Source organism: Bradyrhizobium sp. 197, assembly GCF_023073375.1.
Lineage (GTDB): Bacteria > Pseudomonadota > Alphaproteobacteria > Rhizobiales > Xanthobacteraceae > Bradyrhizobium.
The window spans coordinates 128,013-148,898 of sequence record NZ_JADPJJ010000024.1 but is presented as its reverse complement, the minus strand read 5'-3'; the positions used below and the strand labels follow the sequence as shown (position 1 = coordinate 148,898).

Below are 20,886 nucleotides of genomic sequence, written 5' to 3'. Positions count from 1 at the left end.
TCCAGAAATCCCTCCAGGGACGCAGTCCGGATTGCTTCGTCGCTTCACTCATCGCAATGACGGGAAAATTTGCCATGCCTCGCTTCATCTCTCCCCTGGTTCTCGCGCTGATCGGCGTCATCCTGTTCGGCGACGGCGCCTATATCCATGCCAAAGCGTGGCTCGCGCAGGTGCTGCTGGAGCACGCGTTCGACCGGAGCGTTGCGACCGGCGAGGTGGTCAAGCCATGGTCATGGGCCGATACCTGGCCGGTCGCGCGGATCGAGGTGAGGCGGATCGGCGCCAGCGCGATTGTGCTGGAAGGTACCAACGGCCAGGCGCTTGCTTTTGGACCCGGCCATATCCGCCAAACGGCTGACGCGGGCGAGCGTGGTGTTGCCGTATATGCAGCGCACCGCGACACTCATTTCCGTTTCCTGCGGAATGTCACCATTGGTGATGTGATCGATGTCACACGCAGTGACGGTAAACGCTTTCGCTATCGCGCGGATTCCTCCGCTGTGGTTCGCTTCGATGCCTCGGGCATCGATCCTGCGGCACGGGATGCCGAACTCGTGCTCGCCACCTGTTGGCCGTTCGACGCCGTCACGTCCGGTCCGGAGCGCTACGTGCTGCATGCCACCTTGATGGCAGCCTATGAATAGCAGTTTGCAATCGGCCCGTCCGGGAGTAATCGCCCCCTCAATCCGTACCCGATCCACCGGACGTTCCCGCTCATGGAAGCGCTGAACTGGCGTCCTCGCCGGTAGACCTATCCGAACCTGAATTATCACGTGCAGGACGGCGCCTCGATCGACGGCACGCTCGATCTCCTGAAGAGCCGCGGCGAAAGCCTGAGTTGGAAGAGCGAACCAGACGAGGGGCAGTCCAGCGCCATCAATCTCGGCTTCGCCGGCAGCGATAGCGAGATCATGGCCTATCTCAACAGCGACGACATGCTGCTGCCCGGGACACTTGCCTGTGTCGCGAACTACTTCATGGCCCATCCGCATATCGACCTTGTCTACGGCCACCGCGTCTTCGTCGATCGCGAGGGACTCGAAGTGGGCCGCGCCGTGCTACCGCCCCATGACGGCGAGGCGTTGCGATATGCCGACTACATTCCGCACGAGACGATGTTCTGGTGCAGGATGCATCGCTCATTCCATCGCGCGGCATTAACACGCTTACGGTTGCCACTCCCAACAACTCCCCATAGAACAGCGTGACGCGCCGCCAAGAACAACAACAGGTGAGGTCACGCCATGGAAGCCCCGGTGTCTGCTGCGTCCGTTTCTCCGCGCCCGTGGTCTCCACCGCCCGATGCGAACGATATCGTCAAGCGCATCCACGCCATGCTGCACCCGCACAACATCGTGCTGGTGGGCGCGACCGACAAGCCCGGCAACTATGCCGAGCGCATCTGGAACAATCTGGTCAAATACGGCTACGAGGGTGGGCTCTATCCGGTCAACACCAAACGCGACAGCATCTGGGGCGTCCCCTGCTACAAGGACTTTACCAGCCTCCCGGAAAAGCCCGATCACGTGCTGGTGCTGGTCCCGGCGCGCTTTGCCGTGCAGGTGATCCGCGACGCCGCCGCGGCCGGCGCGCGCTCGGCCACCATCGTCACCTCGGGTTTCAGCGAGTTGCAGGATGAGGAGAGCCAGAAGCTCGCCGCTGAACTGCAAGCGGCCGTGCGCGAGACGGGATTGGCGGTCACTGGCCCGAACTGCCTCGGCAATTTGAGCGCCGGCGAAAAGCTCTTCACCAATATCGACGACCGTATCGTCACCATGGAACAGGGCGCGGTGGCGATTGCCGGACAATCGGGCGCCATCGTCATGGCGATCCGCCAGGCACTGGAAGATCGCGGCGTCGGGGTCGGCTACATGGTGACGACCGGCAACGAGGCCGGGCTCGAGACGCCGGACCTGATGCGCTATTTCGCCGAGGATCCGAGCATCAAGGTGATCGTGGTCTACCTCGAAGGCGTGCGCAACACCAAGGCGTTCCGGGACGCCTGCAAGGCGGCGCGCGCCGCGAGCAAACCGGTGATCGCGCTCAAGCTCGGGGCCTCCGAGGGCGGCCGCGCGGCGGCGATGGCGCACACCGGCGCGCTCGCGGGCTCGATCGAGACGTTCGACGCCATCGCAACGCGCGAAGGAGTCATCAGGGTCGGCGGGCTCGACGAGCTGATCGAAGCCACCGAATGCTTCGTCCACGCCGTGGTGCCCGAAGGCGACCGGCTTGCCGCGGTGACGCTATCCGGCGGCAAGCGCGGCATGCTGCTCGACGCCTTCTATGCCGCAGGCCTGAATTTTGCGCCGCTAAGTCCGCACGTCGGCTCCGAGCTGGCAAAAATGCTCGGCCCAGGCTCGATCGTCGGCAATCCGCTCGACGCCGGCTTTGCGGCGGTGGTCGATCCCTCCGTCTACATGAAATCGATCGAGCTGATGATCGAAGACCCCGATATCGATATCGTCATCGTCGATGCGGAGCTGCCAAAGGCGCCGCACGAGCTGCGCGAGCGCAACCTGCGCATCGTCAACGAAATGGCGAGCCGGGCCGGCAAGCCGGTGATCTATATCAGCGCGATGTCGATCGGCTTCACCGAGTTCACCAAGACCTTGCGCAAATCGCTGCCGCATCTCGCTGTCATGCAGGGCATGGATCGCGCGGTGACCGCGATCAAGTCGCTGCTCGACTACGCCAAACTGCGCAAGGAAGTGCCCGATATCGTCTCGAGCTCGAAGCCTGCCGCGCGTGTCGTGCTGGAAAAGGCGCTGAAATCGGCAACCGGCGCCGCGCTCGACGAGGTCGCCTCCAAGAAGCTCCTGAAGGCCTATGGCATCCCGATCTCGAAGGAGGCAATCGCACAGACAGCAGCCGAGGCCGTGAAGATCGCCAAGCAGATCGGCTTCCCCGTCGTGGCCAAACTCGTCAGCGCCGAGATTTTGCACAAATCAGACATCGGCGGCGTGGTGCTGAATCTCAACAACGCGGCCGAGGTCAAAAAGGCGTTCGCCGACATCACCGCGCGGGTGAACAAGCTGAAGGGCAAACCGAAGCTTGACGGCATCCTGATCGCGCAACAGGTCAAGGCCGATCTCGAGCTCGTGGTCGGGGCCTCGCTCGATGCCGAAATGGGTCCGGTCGTGCTGTTCGGCACCGGCGGCATCGACATCGAGCTGATGAAGGACGTGGCGCTCGCCGGTGCGCCACTGGACGAGGCCGAGGCGCGGCTTCTGATCGGCCGCACCAAGGCCGGCATCAAGATGCGTGGGTATCGCGGCAAGCCGGCCTTGCACGAGGCCTCCGCGGTGAAAGCGCTGGTCGGCCTGTCCAATCTGATCGCGGACGCCGGCGACCGGATCGCCTCGATCGACGTCAATCCGTTCCTGATCAATGCCAAAACAGGCGTCGCCGTCGATGCCCTGATCGTGCTGAACAATGCTGCGGCCAAACGCGCCGCCGGGCATTGATGTCGCGTAGGGCGGATTAGCGCAGCGTAATCCGCCAATCCTTGCGACAAACGCGAGAGGAAGTGGCGGGTTACGCTTCCCTAACCCGTCCCACTTAGGATTGCGGCCACAGCATCATCCTTCCAACTTCCCCGCTTTGGCCGTAAAATCACCCAGCATGGCACGCGCGAGCAATCTGGTGATCGGAACGGCGACGCTGGCGGTGATCGCCGTGGCGTTCGGCGGCCTGCTTGGCGTGCAGAAATGGCGCACCGCCCAGAGCCGCAGCCAGTTGCGCGTGGTGTTCGAGGGCGGTTCGGCCAGCGGACTGCGCCGCGGCGGGCCGGTCAATTTCGACGGTGTTCCCGCCGGCCAGATCCTGTCGATCAAGCTCGACAATCCCCGCAAGGTCGTGGCGCTCGTGTCGCTCGATAATGCAGCGCCGATCCGCAAGGACACTGTGGCCGGCATCGAGTTCCAAGGCCTTACCGGCGTCGCCGCGGTGTCGCTGATCGGCGGCGCCCCCTCCGCTCCGCCGGTGCCGCTCGACGCCGACGGCATCCCCGTGCTGACCGCCGATCTCAGCGACGCCGAATCCATCGTCGACACCCTGCATAGTGTCGATCGCACCATCGTCAGCAACGCCCCGGCGATCAAGGAGGGCCTGCGCACGTTCGAGAACTACACCGCCGATCTCAGGAGCAAGGGCGGCGAAATCGATTCCGTCATGGCCAAGGTCGACAGCGCTTTCGCGGGCTTCGACAAGGCGGTCACAAAGATCGAGGGCGTAGTGCCCGGCTTCGCCGATGGCAAGGCGGATGAGCTGTTCGAAAAGATACAGGGATTGCACGAGCTCGCCGACACCATGAGAAAGAAATCGGCGAATTTCCTCGAGGACATCCGTCGCTCGCTGCTCGACGTCAGCGAGGCCGCCAACAAGATGAGCGGGACGTCCGCCCCCGCCGCCGCCCCGCGCCCGCCGCGCAAGCCTACGCAGCAGAAGCGGTAAAGCCTACCAGGCGTAGCGAACGACACCTTTGCCGGCGTAGGAGCGGGTGACGTTCGAGAACTCGCCCTCGAAGGTCGCCGACGCAGACCAGCCGTTCATCCAGCTCATCTGCACCGCCGCTGTGGTCAGCGCGGAATCGTGCGCCTGAGCGGCGCCGTTCACCACGAATGCCGATCCCGGCAACGTCTGGAAGACCGCACCGACGGTGCGATCCGGATTGTAGTCATGCGCCCAGGCGACGCGGCCGCGCAGAGTCATCAGGCCGCCGGCCGCGGCGAATGACTTGTCCGCGCGCAGGCCGAGCTCGGTGCGGGTGCTGGTCACGTCCTTGGCGGCATAATTCAGCGCGAAGACGTTGCTGCCGACCACCGCGAACTCTGAATAGCTCGGAAGGCTGAACACGGTGGCCTGGAGCGCCGCATAGGGCGTGAGGCCGATCCACTGCGAGGCATGGCGATAGCCGCCCTCGATACGGCCCGAGAGCGCGTTGGCGTTGAACTGCGCACGCAACTGATCGACACCCGCGGCGGTGACGATGCGGTTGGTCGTGACGTCCTGCCAGCCATAGGCCAGCGCGGCCGTGATATAGGCTGGTCCGGCGGTATGACGCACGAAGACGCCGGCCTGGAACAGATCGGAGCGGCCCCAGCCGAGCCCGTTGACGTTGAAGCCGGTCGCCCCGCCCGCAAGCGCAAAGCCGGCGATCGTCGACGGCGAGAAGCGGTAGTCGAGGCCGACGGCGGTCCCGTAGACGCTGCTGCTGGTGTTGTTTGAGCCGAGGCCGGCATTGCCGTCGCTGGTCTGCGAGCCACCATAGCCGGCAGCCCACACGTCCCAACGTTGTTCGAAATTCGCCGGCGGCGCCTTGCGATAGATCGAGGCAAGGGCGTCGCGTGCGCTCTTGCCGGTCGCGGCATACGCGTTCGCGCTCGTCTCGTCGGCGAAGGGCGTCGCACCCGGCGTCCCGCTACGCCCCGAGCCAAACACGTCGGTGAGCAGGCCGAGGAACAGGTTCATCGCGCTGAAGGTCGCCTGCTGCGAACCCGTCGCCGGCTCGCCGGAGGCCTGTGTCAGGCCGGCCGGGCCGAGGCCCGCGAATTCCGCTTGCAGAAAGCCGTTCGCGTTGAAGAAATTCTGAAGCGTGGTGGCGACGTTCTTCTGATTGACGTTGAGGGCGTATTTCGCGCCATAGTCCAGTGTGAAATTGAGATAGACAGTGCCGGCAGGATCTACGGTCGTCGTACCAATCAGGCCGCCGGGAGCGGCGACACCGGCAAAGTTATCGGTGGCAGCGCCGGAAAACTGCATGATCTTGTATTGCGGCAAGATGGTGCTGCCAGCGTACAGCGAGACGCCGACGGTGCCATTCAGGCCGGCGTTGCCGAAAACATTGGCAAAGCTGGCGGTGGTTCCGCTACCGACCTGCACGAGGTAGAGCGCGCCAGACTGGAACGCGAGGTCACCGAGAACCGCCATGCTCGAGCCCGGCCCGCCGTCGCCGGGCGCATAGATGCCGCCGGCAGCAATGGTGGTGTTACCGACGATCCCGGCGCCGAACAGTGCGCCGCCCGCCTTCACGGTGGTCAGGCTCGATTGGGAGATGTCACCATCGACTCGCAGGATGCCGCCATTCACCGTCGTGGTACCGGTGTAGGTATTGGTGCCGGAGAGGATCAGCGTTCCGCTGCCTACTTTTTCCAAGGAGCCAGAGCCGGGACCGCAGCCGCAGGAGTCGGCGATAACGCCACTAACTTCCGTTGAGAGATTGTTGCTGCCGACGACGAGCGTGTTGCCGGCACCGATGTAATAGTTGCCCGAACCTTCGATGGAGCCCGCGGTGATGCGACCGTCGCCATTTGGACCGAAGCTGCCACTGAAATCGACGATGCCGGTACCGTTCGTGATGAAACGCGCGTTCCCGCCGGTCGCGTTGTCAAAGAAATCTGTCTCGCCGCCGCTTTTGGTGACGATAGTGGCGTTGCCTGCGGTGGAATAGCCGTTGAACTCAGTCAAACCGTCGGCGTTATTGATGATTGTAGCATTCCCGGCGCTCACCGTATCGGTCGGGGATTGACCGAACCAGGTGAAGCCGAAGTTTTGGTTGATGATGGTCGCAGAGCCGGCCGAGGACTGGTCCAGGAAGAGCGTCCCACCGTTATCATTGGTGATCGTGGCCGAACCAGCCGTGGTCTTGGCGAAGAAGATAGTCACACCGGCATCGTTGAGGATGGTCGCGTCGCCCGCGGTCGCCGTGTCGATCCCACCGAACGAACCGAAATAAATCTGGCCGCCATTGTTGGCAATCGCGATCGAACTGGCGCTGGTCGCATTCAGGAACGTCGTGATAGCACCAATTCCGTCGTTCAGGATCGACGTAATACCAGTGGTGTTGGCATTGACGATATTGAACGTACCTTCGTTGGTAACGGCGCCGAGGATGCTCGCAGTATGCGTCGCGTCGCCGAGCTGCAATGACGCGCAGGAGCAAATGAAGGTGTCGCCGGTATAGGTGTTGGCGCCAAGCAGCGCCAATATACCCGGCGCCTGCACGGAGATTCCGCCACTGCCGACGATGCGGGATGCGATGACGGCGGACGGATCCGTGGTGCCGGTGACATCGGCGGTGTAGAACGTCGTCCCACCCGAGGCGAGCCTCAGGTCGCCACCCTGGATGGTGTAGACCGAATTATCCGCGGTAATGTCGAAGCCCAAGAGACTACCGAGCTGCACGCCGCCCGGTGTGACCGTCACCGTGCCACCCGTTGCCGGCGTGGACGGCCCGCTGCTGCCGAACACCGTGCCCGCTGACAAGGGATCGTAGGCGGTGCTGACCGAACCGCCGAAGTCCGTCCAGTTGGTCGTGGTGTTGTTCCAGACGCCGCCGCCGCCGTTGACGGCGCCGTTCGGCGTGGTCTGCGATCCGTTGAATATCTGCTGCGCTGCTGCGGGACTCGTCACAGCGACCGCACTCAAAAGGCCAAGCCAGAGTGCCGTGCGAACCGCGGTAGCACTCCGGCGCGAGCACCCCTGCCCGCTCGACGGCAATCCAGCCCCCACGCTCAGCCCCTTACCAACGGCGCTCTCAGCGGCGCCGCGCGGAACTTAGGGCATGGGGGCGACCAGCAGAACTAGGGCAAGGCGAGAATCCGCCAATGAGGCTGCAACTTAGGCAGATTCAACAGCTCATGTTGCAACCGCGCTACGGTTTTGCACCATAAATTCGCATTCCACACGCGTGGTCCTGCGTCAGAATGTCTACGCGCGTGTACGGCCGTTCACATTGATGGTTGGCAGCCCAGAGCGATGTTCGTCGCCAGCCATGGCGTCTTCAACTTCAATCGGCATAGGGGCGCGGAGATGGTATCTCCGCGTCCCCTGCCACACCACCCGGCATGCGGGTCCGCGCCGGGCGGTTCGATGGGTTGAGGTCAACTGGCAAGTTTGGGGACTCCCAGCTGTTTGAAGTGGTTGTTCGGCAGCGCGGTTTGCACACCTGCGCGAGGCTTTGTCCGGCACTGCGCCGGGTCAGCTCGCGCACGCGCTGTTTCATGCGCGCGATGGCCTGTGGCGCCAATGGTGACGTCGAGATAGTGCTGCTTGCCGGCACCAGCGAGCTCGGCCTCACCACCCGCGAAGGCGAGGTGCTGGCCTGGCTCAGCAAAGGCAAGACCAACCGCGACATCGCGCAGATTCTGGGCTTGAGCCCGCGCACGGTCGACAAGCATCTGGAGCAGATCTACGCCAAGCTCGGCGTGGAGAACCGCACCGCCGCGGCGGCGATTGCGACCAATGCGACGCGGCGGAATTCGTAGTCTTGCTGCGAATGAGGTGAGACGTTGCCAGTCGAATAAATGGCGTCGTCCGCCGCTAGCACAAGCTATCCTCACCCATACACAAACGCCGCGTCATCCAGATCCGTCTTCGGGATTTCGTCCTTCTCGGTCCAGTAGTCCTGGCTGTGCTGCCATTCCGGCTTGTCGCCGCGCTTCGGCAGCAGGTCCATGTTGCGCATCATGTAGCCCGGGTTGAAGTTTTCCGGATCGATCCAGGGCAGGATCGGCATGTTGTGGTCCTCAGGGCGCAAGCTCACCTCGACCTTCTTCGCGCCCTTCCCCTTCATGTGTCCGATCAGGCGACAGACGAAGTCGGCGACGAGATCAACGCGCAGCGTCCAGCTGGCGCGGAAATAGCCGAACACCCAGACCAGGTTCGGCACGCCCGTAAACATCATGCCGCGATAGGTCACGGTGTCGCCGAAGGCCAGCGGCTTACCGTCGATCTCGAAGGCGATATCGCCGAGAGCTGCGAGATGGAAGCCGGTCGCGGTGACGATGATGTCCGCTTCCAGCACTTTGCCCGATTTGAGCTGGATGCCGTTCTCGACGAAGCACTCGATCTCGTCGGTGACGACGGACGCCTTGCCGCTGGCAATTCCCTTGAACAGATCGGCATCGGGCACGAAGGCGATGCGCTGCCGCCACGGCCGGTAGCTCGGTGTGAAATGTGTGTCGACATCGTAGTCCGGACCGAGCACCGCGCTGATCTGGCCGATCAGCTCCTGCTTCACCTGCTCGGGCTTTGACAGGCAAAGCTTGGTGAACGCGTCCTGCTCGAACAGGATTTTGCGCCGGACGATCTCGTGGATCCATTCCTCGTCGACCTGAAGCCTGCGCAGCTCCTCCGCAATCTCGATTGCGTTGCGGCCGAGGCGAAAATAGGTCGGCGACCGCTGCAGCATGGTGACATGCGCGCATTTGTCCGCAATATTCGGGACCAGCGTTGCGGCCGTCGCGCCCGAGCCGATCACGACGACCTTCTTGTTCGTGAGGTCGATATCTTCAGGCCAGGTCTGCGGATGAACGATGCGGCCTTTGAAGCGGTCCGTGCCCTTCCATTCCGGCGTGTAGCCTTCCGAATGGCGGTAATAGCCCTGGCACATCCACAGGAAGTTCGCCGTGAAAGTTTTCGATTCGCCGGTGTCGGTCGTCACCGCCTCGATGGTCCAGAGATTCTGCTCGCTCGACCAGCTCGCCGAAATGATCTTGTGCTTATAGCGGATGTGGCGGGCGATATCGTTGTCGTCGATCACCTCGTTCATGTAGGTGAGGATTTCCTCGGCGGTCGCGATCGGCGGCCCGACCCAGGGCTTGAAGCTATAGCCGAAGGTGTGGAGGTCGCTGTCCGAACGAATTCCGGGATAGCGATGCGTGGTCCAGGTGCCTCCGAACGTCGCCTGCGTTTCCAGGATGACGAAGCTCGCGCCCGGAAGCTGCTTTGTCATGTGATAGGCGCTGCCGATGCCAGAGATGCCGGCGCCGACGATCAGCACATCGAAATGTTCAGAAGCTTGTTTGGTCGTGGCGTGACTGCGAACAGCGACATTCATTGTTGCTACTTGCCTTGCTTGTTTTTGTGGCCGCCCTTGACCAGACGGCGCGTTTCCTCCGCGACGGGCGTGGTCGCCCATCGCGCTTCCGCTTTAAAATGACATAGATCAAATCGCGGTCAAATCACAGCGCCGCACCCCAGCCCCGCGCGGTCTGCAATATCCAGTCGCGATAGAGCGTGAGCGGCGTGACCCCGGTCAATCCGCCGCAGCCGGCGGCGCCGTTCGGCCCGGTGGACCAACTGATGACGCCGACAAGCACAGGCCCGTTCGGCTTGTCCTCGAACACTGGGCCGCCGGAATCGCCGGTGCAGGCGCCAATTCCGTCGCGAACACCGTTAGTTACCGGATCGACCAGCCGGATCTGGAGGGTGCCGGGCTGCCCTGTGGCAACGAGACCGGCGACACGCGTCACACCGCCACTCTTGCCATCGCCGCGCACGGTGACGCCGATGCCGGCGACGACGAAGCGGCTGCCGGCCTGGATCGGAATAGTCGGCGCGCCGACCGGCACCGTCGATTTTCCCTTGAGTGGAATTTCCAGTTGCAGCAATGCCACGTCCGCGGTGGCGCGGTGCGCCTGCATCGCCTGCATGTTGAAGTTCGGATGGATCGCAACGGTGCGCACATTCAGTAATTGCGGCTGACCGTCGGCACCGCGATCGACAATCTTGTAGTCCGCGCCGGGCTGCACGCAGTGGGCGACCGTCAGCACTAGCTTTGGCCCGATCAGGCTGCCCGTGCAGAAATTACCGCGCGAGCCGACGATGGTGACGACTGCGCGCGCGGCACCATCGGTCTGCGGTGTGCCGCCACCCACGATGGCATAAGCGGGCGTGGCGAGCAGCAGAGCGGCTGTGATGAGGGTTGCAAGCTTCTTCATGGGAGCACGCTTTGGCGTCGGTGAATGCGGAGGATCGCTTCGGACTGGTCCTTGCCGATAGCGCATGCTAGCGCTCTTGGAAAGGAACTGACGGGGGCAGGACAGTGACGATCGAGGCTGTGATCTTTGATTTTGGCGGCGTGCTGACGAGTTCGCCATTCGAAGCGTTCGCGCGGTACGAGGCGGAACGCGGCCTGCCCATCGACATCATCCGGCATACCAACGCCGCCAATCATCTGGAAAACGCCTGGGCCAAGTTCGAGCGCGCCGAGGTCGATATCGACACATTCGACAAGCTGTTCGCGACGGAGTCACTGGCGCTCGGCGCGGAAGTGCGCGGGCGTGACGTGCTGCCGCTGCTGCAGGGCGATCTGCGCCCCGAGATGGTCGAGGCGCTGAAGCGCATCAAGGCGCAATTCAAGACCGGCTGCATTACCAACAATCTGCCGGCCAATGCGATCGGCAGCATGACCGGGCGCTCACTCTATGTCGCCGAGGTGATGGTGCTGTTCGACCATGTCATCGAGTCTGCGAAGATCGGCCTGCGCAAGCCCGACCCGCGCATTTATCAGCTGATGGTCGAGACGCTGAAGATTGATCCGAACAACTGCGTCTATCTCGACGACTTGGGCGTCAACTTAAAGCCCGCACGCGAGATGGGCATGACCACGATCAAGGTCACCAGCGGCGCCCAGGCGATCGCCGAACTGGAAGCCGCGACGGGATTAAGGCTGAGCTAGCGACGCTTACAAACCCTCATCCTGAGGAGCGCGCCCTTGCCCGCGTCTCGAAGGATGAAGGCTCCGCTCGTGCCCCTCGCCCTTCGAGACGCCACGCAAGCGCGGCTCCTCAGGGTGAGGGATTACACATCCTAATCAGCCGCCGCCGCCGTAGCGATCCGCTCCGGAAACGCCGCGGCGAGTGACGCACGATCCGGCTTCAGCACGCCCCGCTCGGTGATGAGGCCGGTGACGAGCCGCGCCGGGGTCACGTCGAACGCGTAGTTCGCGACCGGCGAGCCCTCCGGCACGATCCGCACCGTCTCCAGCCGTCCATCCGCGGTGCGGCCGGTCATGTCGGTGACTTCTGTGCCGCTGCGCTGCTCGATCGGGATGTCGCGGATGCCGTCATCAACGGCGAAATCGATCGTCGGCGACGGCAGCGCGACATAGAACGGCACGTTATTGTCGTGCGCGGCGAGCGCCTTCAGATAAGTGCCGATCTTGTTGCAGACATCGCCATTGGCGGCAACGCGATCGGTGCCCACGATGGCGAGATCGACCATGCCATGCTGCATCAGATGCCCGCCGGTGTTGTCGGCAATCACCGTATGCGGCACGCCGTGATGGCCGAGCTCCCAGGCCGTGAGCGAGGCACCCTGGTTGCGCGGGCGCGTCTCGTCGACCCAGACATGGACCTTGATGCCGCGCTCATGCGCCAGATAGATCGGCGCTGTTGCCGTGCCCCAGTCGACGGTCGCAAGCCAGCCGGCATTGCAATGCGTCAGCAAATTGACGGTCTCCCCCGGCTTCTTCCTTGCGACGATCGCCTCGATGAGTTTCAGGCCATTGAGGGCGATGCCACGGTTGATCTCGACGTCCTGCTCGACGATCTCGTCGGCGCGCGCATAGGCGGTTTCCGCGCGTTCGAGCGGATCGACCGGCGCGAGCGTCGCGCGCATCTCGTCCAGCGCCCATTTCAGATTAATCGCTGTCGGCCGTGCCACCACGAGCGTATCGTAAGCGCGCCTAAGACCGGCGTCCGAGGCATCCTCGCGCATCGCGAGCGCCATGCCGTAAGCTGCGGTCGCGCCGATCAGCGGCGCACCGCGCACCAGCATGTCGCGGATGGCGAGGGCTGCGTCCTCGCATGAGACCAGCTTTGCAACGATGAACTCATGTGGCAGCCGGCGCTGGTCTATCGCGCCGACCGACCAGCCGTCGCGCTCACGCCAGATGCTGCGGAAATGCTTGCCGTCGACCTTCATGGCATTCTGCCTTTCGTATCACGCCCGCAGGATGCGGCCGGCCACCGCATCGAGCTTCTTCAAAAGTTCGGGATCGCGCGCCTCGGGCGCGGTGATGAGCGCGGCGTCGAGCGCACGGTCCGAACCGATCGGACACGGCTCATGCTCGCGCGGGAAATCCTTGGCCAGCCGCGCCACCAGCGCCTTCGCCTTGTCGGCGTTCGAGCTGAGCACGCGGATGATGTCCTGCACGGTGACGGCGTCATGATCGGGATGCCAGCAGTCGAAATCCGTCACCATCGCGACGGTGGCGTAGCAAAGCTCGGCCTCTCGCGCGAGTTTCGCTTCTGGCATATTGGTCATGCCGATCACGGAATAGCCCAGTGTCTTGTAGGTCATGCTTTCCGCATAGGTGGAGAATTGCGGTCCCTCCATGCAGACATAGGTGCCGCCGCGCGCAAACGCGATGCCCTCGGCTTCAGCGGCCACGGCAAGATGAATACGCAAGCGCGGCGAGACCGGGTGCGCCATCGACACATGCGCGACGCAGCCCCGGCCGAAGAACGAGCTCTCGCGCTTGTGGGTGCGATCAACGAACTGGTCGACGAGAACAAAGGTGCCGGGCGGCAGTTCCTCCCTGAATGAGCCGCAGGCCGACAGCGAGATCAGGTCGGTGACGCCGGCGCGCTTCAGGACGTCGATATTGGCGCGATAGTTGATGTCGGAAGGCGACAGCCGGTGGCCTTTGTCATGGCGCGGCAGGAACACGATCGGCAGGCCGGCCATGGAGCCGCGCCGCAAGGACGCCGACGGCTCACCCCAGGGGCTCTTGATCACCTCTTCGCGAGCGTCCTCGAGTCCCGGCAGATCGTAGATGCCGGAGCCTCCTATGATGCCCAGTACCGCCTGCGTCATGCCTGCTCCACCCCGTTCGCGCCATCGCGATCCCGTGGAGAAGCTATGCCAGTTTTGCGACGCTTTTGGAACGGGGGGTGGTGGGCGGGATGCCGATGCTGTGAGGAGCGACGCCGCATATTCCGTGCCCTCCCGGAGGAGCTGGCTAGGCCGCGGTCGCCGGCTGCAGCTGGGTCGCCACCATGCGCTCCAGCGTCTCGATGGACTGGAAGTTCTCCGGTGTGATCTCGGACTGGGGAATCGTGAAGTCGAACTCGGCTTCGACGCCGAGCATCAGATTGACCATGTCCATCGAGGTCAGGCCGACGTCGACGAGCTTGGCCTGCGGCGTGACGTCAGCCGCAAGCGAATTCTGTGCGAGAATGCCCTTCACCAGCTTGATGACGCGATTGCGCAATTCGGTATCGAAGCCCTGCATCGGCAAATTCCCATCTGTCTGTTAAAGGTCGGACCGGTTGCCGGCTACGATGGGCACGGCGGGCCGATCCCGCAATGGACGCCACCATTACTTCGCGTTTCTTAGTAAACGATGACTCAGATTGTCTGGAATTCTGTCCTCTTACAGATCCCTAACGCGATCGCGGAAATCCGGGCGGTGCAAACAACCCGACCTTAACTGCTTGTTCGGAATTCGACTTTGTTTACCCTCTATTTCATCGACGAATTTGAATTAAATCCGTAGCCTCATCTCATAAGCAAAGATGGTCGGAGGATCGCTCAAGCGGCATCGCGAATGATGCCGGCAATCCCGAACGGCAAACCGGAGGCGGACGAGTATGAACGTGCGTGAAGCAGTCCTCACTGTCGACGAGACGCAGACGAGCTATCTCGAGCAGGGTCCTTCCCTCGTCGAGCGCGCCGCCCGGACCGCCACCGCGGCGGCAGCCGACGCAGACGGGGTCGATCGCGACGCCCGCTTCCCTCACAAGGCTTTCGAGGTCGCGCGCGAGCAGAAGCTACTCGGCGCCATGATCCCGGTCGAGTTCGGCGGCTTCGGCGCCTCGATCCACGACGTCACCGATATCTGCTACGCGCTCGGACGCGCCTGCGCCTCCACGGCGATGGTCTACGCGATGCACACGACAAAGGTCGCCTGCGTCGTCAGGCACGGTCACGGCATTCCCTGGATGGAAACCATGATGCGCCGGGTCGCGCGCGACCAGTGGCTGTTGGCCTCCTCCACCACCGAAGGGCAGAACGGCGGCAACATCCGCGCCAGCGCGGCTGCGGTCGACCACGCCGGCGATACTGTCTCGCTCGTGCGAGACGCGACCGTGATCTCCTACGGCGCCGAGGCCGACGGCCTCGTCACCATCGCCCGCCGCGCCACCAATGCTTCTGCGTCCGACCAGGTGCTGCTGGCGCTCGCCCGGGACGATTATTTGCTGAAGCGGACGCTGGGCTGGGAAACGCTGGGCATGCGCGGCACCTGTTCGACCGGTTTCGAGTTGAAGGTCGACTGCCCCGCCGACCGCGTCTTCCCTGAATCCTATGACAAGATCCACGCCCAGACCATGACGCCGTTCGCGCATCTGTGCTGGTCCTCGGCTTGGGCTGGTATCGCTGCAGCCGCAGTTACCCGTGCGCAGGCCTTCGTCCGCAAGGCGGCCCGCACCTCGGGTGGTCAGATGCCGCCGGCGGCCGCGCATTTCACCGCCGCCAAGATGTCGCTCGCCAAGCTGCGTGCACTGATATCAGCCAATATCGACACCTTCGCCCGTGCCGAACACGACGAACGCGCGCTCGGCTCGCTCGACTTCCAGTCTTCGATCACGCTTCTGAAGGTGCAGGCCTCGGAGCTCGCGGTCGAGACCGTGATGCATGCGATGCGCACCGCAGGCCTTTCCGGTTACCGCAACGACGGTGAGTTCACCATGGGCCGTCACCTGCGCGACGTGCTGTCGTCGCCAATTATGATCAACAATGACCGCATTTTGGCCAATGCCGCGACATCGACCCTGATGAGCGGCGTGCCGACCAGCCTTCATGACTGACGTGCCTCTTCGTGACTGACGTGCCTTGGCGTGACTGACGTACCTTGCCGACTAAACCAACAAGAACAATTTTGAGATAGCAGGACATCGAACCATGAACATTGCCGTCCTCCCCAATTCGCCCGAGACCGCGCCGCAAATGGCCGATCCGCTCGATCATCTCGCCGACAAGCTGTTCCACTCCATGGGCTCGGACGGCGTCTACGCCCGCACCGCGCTCTATGAGGGAATCGTCGAGCGGCTCGCCGCACTGATCACGAGCCATCGCGAGGCCGGCACCGAGGTGATGCGCTTCCCGCCGGTGATGAGCCGTTCACAGCTCGAGAAGTCCGGCTATCTCAAGAGCTTTCCGAACCTGCTCGGCTGCGTATGTGGCCTGCACGGCACCGAGCGCGAGATCAACGCCGCGGTAAGCCGCTTCGATGCCGGCGGCGACTGGACCAGTTCGCTCTCGCCGGCAGACCTCGTGCTGTCGCCGGCGGCCTGCTATCCCGTCTATCCGATCGCGGCGAGCCGCGGCCCGCTGCCGAAGGGTGGCCTGCGTTTCGACGTCGCCGCCGACTGCTTCCGCCGTGAACCGTCGAAGCATCTCGACCGGCTGCAATCGTTCCGGATGCGGGAATATGTCTGCATCGGCAGCCCCGATGACGTCGCCGATTTCCGCGAGCGCTGGATGATGCGCGCGCAGGCGATCGCGACCGATCTCGGTCTCACCTTCCGCGTCGACTATGCCAGCGACCCCTTCTTTGGTCGCGTCGGCCAGATGAAGGCGGTGAGCCAGAAGCAGCAGCAGCTCAAGTTCGAGCTGCTGATCCCGCTGCGCTCGGAAGAGCAGCCGACCGCCTGCATGAGCTTCAACTATCACCGCGAGCATTTCGGCACGACCTGGGACATCCAGGACGCCAATGGCCAGCCGGCCCACACGGGCTGCGTCGCCTTCGGCATGGACCGCCTGGCCGTCGCCATGTTCCACACCCACGGCACCGACCTTTCCGCCTGGCCCGCTAAGGTGCGGGAGATCATGAGCCTGCAGTCGCGGGCCGCAGCCGATGCCCATGGCGAAGGCTGGCGCTAACGGAACGAGGCCGGTCATTTCCACGGGAAAAACCAGCGTGATCCACACCAAGGTCCGATGCCGCGAGATCACCGAGTCCGACGTCGAGGCAGTCGCGGACTTGCTGACGCGCGGCTTCGTGGGCCGCTCGCGCAACTACTGGATCCAGGGCCTGCGCCGGCAGGCCTTCCGGCCCGTGCCGGAAGGTTACCCGCGCTTCGGCTACATGCTCGACAATGACGGCACGCCGGTCGGCGTGCTGCTGCTGATCTACACGGCGCGGAAGGACGGCGGCGAGACCGCCGTACAGTGCAATTTGTCGAGCTGGTACGTCGATCCGGCCTACCGCAACTACGCCCCGCTCCTGACCAAGATCGCGCAGCGGCACAAGGACGTTACCTATCTCAACATCAGCCCGGCGCGGTGGACCTGGCCGATCATCGAGACGCAGGGCTTTCGCGCCTATTGCCGCGGCATATTCTTCTCGGTACCTGCGTTGGCGCGCGCGCCCCGCTGGAGCAAGATCGAGGTCATCTCGCAGCACGCCAAGACGATCGATGGACTTTCCGAACCCGAGACCGAACTCTTGACGCGGCACGCGCGCTACAATTGCCTCAGCTTCGTGTGCCGCACGCCGAAGGGAACGTTCCCTTTCATCCTGCAACCGGTGCGCATCCGCCGCGGCTTCATTGCGCCTCCCGCGATGAAGCTGATCTACTGTCGCAACGCCGCCGAATACACCGAATGCGCAGGCCGCATCGGCCGGCTGCTGCTGCGGCTCGGCAAGATCTCGGTTGCCATCGATTCCAATGGCCCGGTTCCCGGCCTCGTCGGCATCTACACCGAGCGGCGTGGCCGCAAATATTTCAAGGGCCCGCACCGGCCGCAGCTCGCCGACCTCACTGATACGGAGCTCGTCCTGTACGGGCCGTAGAGCGGTACGGAGACTGCGCTCTGGCCCCGTCATCCTGAGGTGCTCGCCGTGCGCAGCGCGGCGAACCTCGAAGGATGGACGGCCGGGATGCAGCCGGGCCGTCGCCCTTCGAGGCCTCCGCTTCGCTCCGGCACCTCAGGATGACGGTGATAAGGTCCGGGCTGGTGGTAAGACCTCACCATTCAGATGTCGGCATACACGCCTCTCTGCACCGCCGGTCATCCTCCGTAAACTACGGCGCTTAAGGGAATTTTCCCGCCTCTTCGCTACCCTCAGCGACTGAATTACGCTGCGTTAAGTCTATTGCCCGCCGAGGCCCCGCCGCCCCATGACGTCGATCCGCGCCAACGAGCTTGATGCACGCCGCGAAGAGGGCCCGGAGGCCCTCGTCGGACTGAGCCAGCTTGCGCTCGACCACATGGAGCAAGGCGTCTGCGTCTACGACGTCGCCAACCGGATCGTGCTGGTCAATCAGCGCTACCTCACGCTGTTCAACATGTCGGCCGAGATCGTGCGGGTCGGCACGAGCTATCGCGACGTGCTCGCTCATAGCGCTGAGCTCGGCAACTTCCCGGCGAACGACCTCGATGCGCTCTATGCCAGGCGCATGAAGCAGATCGCGGACGGTCAACCGTTCCGGACGGAGCAGCATCTGGCAAGCGGCCTCGTCATGGCACTCGAGCTGAAGCCGCTCCCCGGCGGCGGCTGGATGACGATCTGCGACGACGTCAGCCGCCTCGCCCGGCTCGAGGCGGAGCTGCACGTGCAGACCGAGCGCAGCCAGCACGCACTCGCGAACATGTCGCACGGGCTCATCATGTATGATTCCGACAGCCGCGTCGTCGTCTGCAACGAACGTTTCCTGAACCTCTACAATCTCGACCCGGAAATCGTGAAGCCGGGCGTCACGCACCGCAAGGCCATCGATCACTGGCTTTCGCGCGGCAACCTGCCAGGGATGTCTGCCGAGGAATTCCACGACACCAGGCTGAAGGACGTGTGCGCCAGGAAGGCAAAAACCCTGCTGGTGATGCGCTACGACGGACGGATGGTGCAGGCGGTCTCCCGTTTCCTGCCCGACGGCGGCTGGGTGACGGTGCACGAAGACGTCACCGAGCGGCTGCAATACGAGGAGACGCTGAGGCAGCAGAACTTCATCCTCGATGCCGCGCTGGAGAACATGGCGCACGGGCTCGCCTTCTACGACAGCGACATGCGCCTGCGCGTCTGCAATACCACCTACCGGAAGATCTATCGGCTGTCGCCGGAGGAGACCAAACCCGGTAAGCATCTCGGCGAGCTGATCGAGCGCTCGATGACGAACGGCGCGTTCTCATCCGAATATAGTCCGCAGCAGCTCCTGGAAGCCGCCAGCGCGAGGATCGCCGACCGTGACTCCTCGCCGAGGCGCCGGCGCATGTCGAACGACACCATGATCTCGGTGCGCTATTGCGCGCTGGCCGAGGGCGGCTTCGTTGCCACCTATGAGGACATCACCGAGCGCGAGCACGCGGTCGAGGAGTTGAGCGAGCAGTATCGGCGCTTCGACGCGGCCCTGAACAACATGAGCCAGGGTCTGTGCATGCTCGATCCGAGCCTGCGCGTGATCGTCTGCAACCGCCGCTATATCGAGATGTACGGACTGTCGCCCGAATTGGTGAAGCCGGGCGTCTCGATGCGCGAGATCATGGAGCACAGCTGCGACCTCGGCATCCATCCGAATACCACCGCCGCGCGGCTCTATGCCGACTATGTCGAGAGGCTGCGCGAGGGCGAGCACACGCTGCACCACCATCTGAGCGACGGCCGCATCATCAAGCTCAATCACAATCGAATGGAGCACGGCGGCTGGGTCGTCACCTATGAGGACGTCACCGAGCGCCACAAGGCGCAGGCCCGCGTGGCGCACATGGCCCGGCACGATTCGCTCACTGACCTGCCCAACCGCACGCTGTTCCGCGACAAGATGGGCGAGGGGTTGAACCAGGTCGCGATCGCCGGCGGCGCGATGGCGGTGCTGTGCTTCGACCTCGACAATTTCAAGACCGTCAACGACCGCCTCGGCCACGCGGCCGGCGACCGGCTGTTGCGCTGGGTCGCGGCGCGGCTGAAAGAGAATGTCGGCGAGCACGACACCGTCGCGCGGCTCGGCGGCGACGAATTCGCCGTTCTCCAGCGCGGACCGCAGCCGCAATCGGCGGAAAAGCTCGCACGCCGCCTGGTTGAGGTCATCGGTCACCCGCCGCCGTTGGAGAACCAGTCGATCCATGTCGGCGTCTCCGTCGGCATCGCGATCGCGCCCGAGCACGGGCTCGATGCCGACGAGCTGATGAAATGCGCCGACCTCGCGCTGTACCAGGCCAAGGCCAAGGGGCGCGGCGCCTATCAACTGTTCGAGCCCGAGATGGAGGAAGAGGCCCGGAGCCGGCACGCGCTGGAGCACGACCTGCACGGCGCGCTGGAGGCACGGGAATTCCATCTGGTGTTCCAGCCGCAGGTGCGGCTCGACTCGACCGAGCTCACCGGCTTCGAAGCGCTGCTGCGCTGGAAACATCCGTCGCGGGGCGTCGTCTCGCCGGCCGAATTCATCCCGATCGCGGAAGAGAACGGGTTGATCGTTCCGATCGGCGAATGGGTGCTGCGCACGGCGTGCGCGACTGCCGTGTCCTGGCCCGATCTCACCGTCGCGGTGAACCTGTCGCCGGTGCAGTTCCGCGCGCGCGGGCTGGTGGCGATGGTCACGAGCGCGCTTGCGGAGGCCGGCCTGCCGCCGCACCGGCTCGAGCTCGAGGTCACCGAGACGGCGCTGCTCGACGACAGCGAGGCGACGATCGAGATCCTGCACCAGCTCCGCGCGTTAGGGGTGCGTGTCAGTCTCGACGATTTCGGCGTCGGCTATTCCTCGCTGAGCTATCTACGCAAATTCCCGTTCGACCGCATCAAGATCGACCGCTCCTTCGTCGGCACCCTCGGCGAAAGCCCGGAGAGCGTGGCGATCGTCCGCACCATCGCCAGCCTTGGCTCGGTGCTCGGCGTCGAGACCACGGCGGAAGGTGTGGAGACGGCGGAGCAACTCGATTTCGTGCGCGAATGCGGCTGCACCGACGTGCAGGGATATTATTTCGGCAAGCCCTGCCCGGCCGCCGAAGTCGAGCGCATGATCGAGACGCTGAACGCAGTCCGCCGCGTGGCGTAAAGGCTCCGCCGACGGCAAATTCCGTATCTCGGCACGCTTCCAAACGACCAATTGTCGCACGTGCGTTTTTCGCCGGAATCACCGTCTCGCCCCCGCGGTGCCGCCG

General features: G+C 63.9%; 14 protein-coding genes and 2 pseudogenes. 10 read left to right on the top strand and 6 right to left on the bottom strand.

Annotated elements, in window-relative coordinates; all coding sequences use genetic code 11:
* Positions 1–74: 74 nt before the first annotated feature.
* The 4 genes and pseudogenes from IVB27_RS06110 to IVB27_RS06095 all read left to right on the top strand — a co-directional run bounded on the left by IVB27_RS06110 (position 75) and on the right by IVB27_RS06095 (position 4,452).
* Positions 75–644: a class GN sortase gene (locus tag IVB27_RS06110; RefSeq protein ID WP_247442147.1), complete on the top strand. Its 570-nt coding sequence runs from the start codon at positions 75–77 to the stop codon at positions 642–644.
* A 108-nt stretch (positions 645–752) separates the two neighbouring features.
* Positions 753–1,124 (top strand): annotated as a pseudogene (locus tag IVB27_RS06105) (glycosyltransferase); the annotation flags it as partial.
* 120 nt (positions 1,125–1,244) lie between these two features.
* A complete protein-coding gene (locus tag IVB27_RS06100) occupies positions 1,245–3,464 on the top strand; it encodes an acetate--CoA ligase family protein (protein WP_247442145.1) in 2,220 nt (739 codons plus the stop codon).
* A gap of 157 nt (positions 3,465–3,621) precedes the next feature.
* Positions 3,622–4,452: an MlaD family protein gene (locus IVB27_RS06095; protein ID WP_247442144.1), complete on the top strand. Its 831-nt coding sequence runs from the start codon at positions 3,622–3,624 to the stop codon at positions 4,450–4,452.
* Positions 4,453–4,455: 3 nt separating this feature from the next.
* Here the strand turns inward: IVB27_RS06095 and IVB27_RS06090 are convergent, their stop codons facing one another.
* Complete coding sequence (locus IVB27_RS06090) at positions 4,456–7,410, bottom strand: autotransporter outer membrane beta-barrel domain-containing protein (protein WP_247442143.1); 2,955 nt, start codon at positions 7,408–7,410, stop codon at positions 4,456–4,458.
* Positions 7,411–8,057: 647 nt separating this feature from the next.
* Between IVB27_RS06090 and IVB27_RS06085 the strand changes: the two are divergent.
* Positions 8,058–8,264, top strand: a pseudogene (locus tag IVB27_RS06085) (response regulator transcription factor); the annotation flags it as partial.
* 71 nt (positions 8,265–8,335) lie between these two features.
* Here IVB27_RS06085 and IVB27_RS06080 read toward each other — a convergent pair.
* On the bottom strand, positions 8,336–9,838 hold the full coding sequence (locus tag IVB27_RS06080; RefSeq protein WP_247351744.1) for a flavin-containing monooxygenase: 1,503 nt from the start codon (positions 9,836–9,838) through the stop codon (positions 8,336–8,338).
* Between the two features lie 124 nt (positions 9,839–9,962).
* The gene (locus tag IVB27_RS06075) at positions 9,963–10,721 is read right to left on the bottom strand and encodes a S1 family peptidase (RefSeq protein ID WP_247442142.1); all 759 of its coding nucleotides are present in this window, start codon (positions 10,719–10,721) and stop codon (positions 9,963–9,965) included.
* Between the two features lie 104 nt (positions 10,722–10,825).
* Here IVB27_RS06075 and IVB27_RS06070 point away from each other — a divergent pair, with 104 nt between their 5' ends.
* On the top strand, positions 10,826–11,461 hold the full coding sequence (locus tag IVB27_RS06070) for an HAD-IA family hydrolase (RefSeq protein WP_247442141.1): 636 nt from the start codon (positions 10,826–10,828) through the stop codon (positions 11,459–11,461).
* A 131-nt stretch (positions 11,462–11,592) separates the two neighbouring features.
* Here the strand turns inward: IVB27_RS06070 and mtnA are convergent, their stop codons facing one another.
* The 3 genes from mtnA to IVB27_RS06055 all read right to left on the bottom strand — a co-directional run bounded on the left by mtnA (position 11,593) and on the right by IVB27_RS06055 (position 14,020).
* Positions 11,593–12,708: an S-methyl-5-thioribose-1-phosphate isomerase gene (gene mtnA, locus IVB27_RS06065; protein WP_247442139.1), complete on the bottom strand. Its 1,116-nt coding sequence runs from the start codon at positions 12,706–12,708 to the stop codon at positions 11,593–11,595.
* A gap of 18 nt (positions 12,709–12,726) precedes the next feature.
* Complete coding sequence (locus IVB27_RS06060; protein ID WP_247442138.1) at positions 12,727–13,602, bottom strand: S-methyl-5'-thioadenosine phosphorylase; 876 nt, start codon at positions 13,600–13,602, stop codon at positions 12,727–12,729.
* Positions 13,603–13,747: 145 nt separating this feature from the next.
* Positions 13,748–14,020, bottom strand: a complete 273-nt coding sequence (locus tag IVB27_RS06055) for a phosphopantetheine-binding protein (RefSeq protein WP_247351734.1) — start codon at positions 14,018–14,020, stop codon at positions 13,748–13,750.
* A 358-nt stretch (positions 14,021–14,378) separates the two neighbouring features.
* On the opposite strand from IVB27_RS06055, the gene IVB27_RS06050 reads away from it, so the two are divergent.
* From IVB27_RS06050 to IVB27_RS06035, 4 genes are all read left to right on the top strand, one after another.
* Entirely contained in the window at positions 14,379–15,596 is a 1,218-nt protein-coding gene (locus tag IVB27_RS06050) for an acyl-CoA dehydrogenase family protein (protein ID WP_247442137.1), read from the top strand.
* A 94-nt stretch (positions 15,597–15,690) separates the two neighbouring features.
* Positions 15,691–16,671 carry an amino acid--[acyl-carrier-protein] ligase gene (locus tag IVB27_RS06045; protein ID WP_247442135.1) on the top strand — a complete coding sequence of 327 codons (981 nt, stop codon included), beginning with the start codon at positions 15,691–15,693 and terminating at the stop codon, positions 16,669–16,671.
* Between the two features lie 37 nt (positions 16,672–16,708).
* Complete coding sequence (locus IVB27_RS06040) at positions 16,709–17,584, top strand: acyl-CoA acyltransferase (protein WP_247442134.1); 876 nt, start codon at positions 16,709–16,711, stop codon at positions 17,582–17,584.
* Between the two features lie 328 nt (positions 17,585–17,912).
* Positions 17,913–20,780 carry a PAS-domain containing protein gene (locus IVB27_RS06035; RefSeq protein WP_247442132.1) on the top strand — a complete coding sequence of 956 codons (2,868 nt, stop codon included), beginning with the start codon at positions 17,913–17,915 and terminating at the stop codon, positions 20,778–20,780.
* The last annotated feature ends 106 nt before the right edge of the window (positions 20,781–20,886 follow it).

Coding starts and splice junctions, on each gene's coding strand:
- IVB27_RS06100 (WP_247442145.1), top strand. CDS start 1,245: ATGGAAGCCCCGGTGTCTGCTGCGTCCGTTTCTCCGCGCCCGTGGTCT.
- IVB27_RS06080 (WP_247351744.1), bottom strand. CDS start 9,838: ATGAATGTCGCTGTTCGCAGTCACGCCACGACCAAACAAGCTTCTGAA.
- IVB27_RS06060 (WP_247442138.1), bottom strand. CDS start 13,602: ATGACGCAGGCGGTACTGGGCATCATAGGAGGCTCCGGCATCTACGAT.
- IVB27_RS06095 (WP_247442144.1), top strand. CDS start 3,622: ATGGCACGCGCGAGCAATCTGGTGATCGGAACGGCGACGCTGGCGGTG.
- IVB27_RS06110 (WP_247442147.1), top strand. CDS start 75: ATGCCTCGCTTCATCTCTCCCCTGGTTCTCGCGCTGATCGGCGTCATC.
- IVB27_RS06055 (WP_247351734.1), bottom strand. CDS start 14,020: ATGCAGGGCTTCGATACCGAATTGCGCAATCGCGTCATCAAGCTGGTG.
- IVB27_RS06075 (WP_247442142.1), bottom strand. CDS start 10,721: ATGAAGAAGCTTGCAACCCTCATCACAGCCGCTCTGCTGCTCGCCACG.
- mtnA (WP_247442139.1), bottom strand. CDS start 12,708: ATGAAGGTCGACGGCAAGCATTTCCGCAGCATCTGGCGTGAGCGCGAC.
- IVB27_RS06045 (WP_247442135.1), top strand. CDS start 15,691: ATGAACATTGCCGTCCTCCCCAATTCGCCCGAGACCGCGCCGCAAATG.
- IVB27_RS06050 (WP_247442137.1), top strand. CDS start 14,379: ATGAACGTGCGTGAAGCAGTCCTCACTGTCGACGAGACGCAGACGAGC.
- IVB27_RS06035 (WP_247442132.1), top strand. CDS start 17,913: ATGACGTCGATCCGCGCCAACGAGCTTGATGCACGCCGCGAAGAGGGC.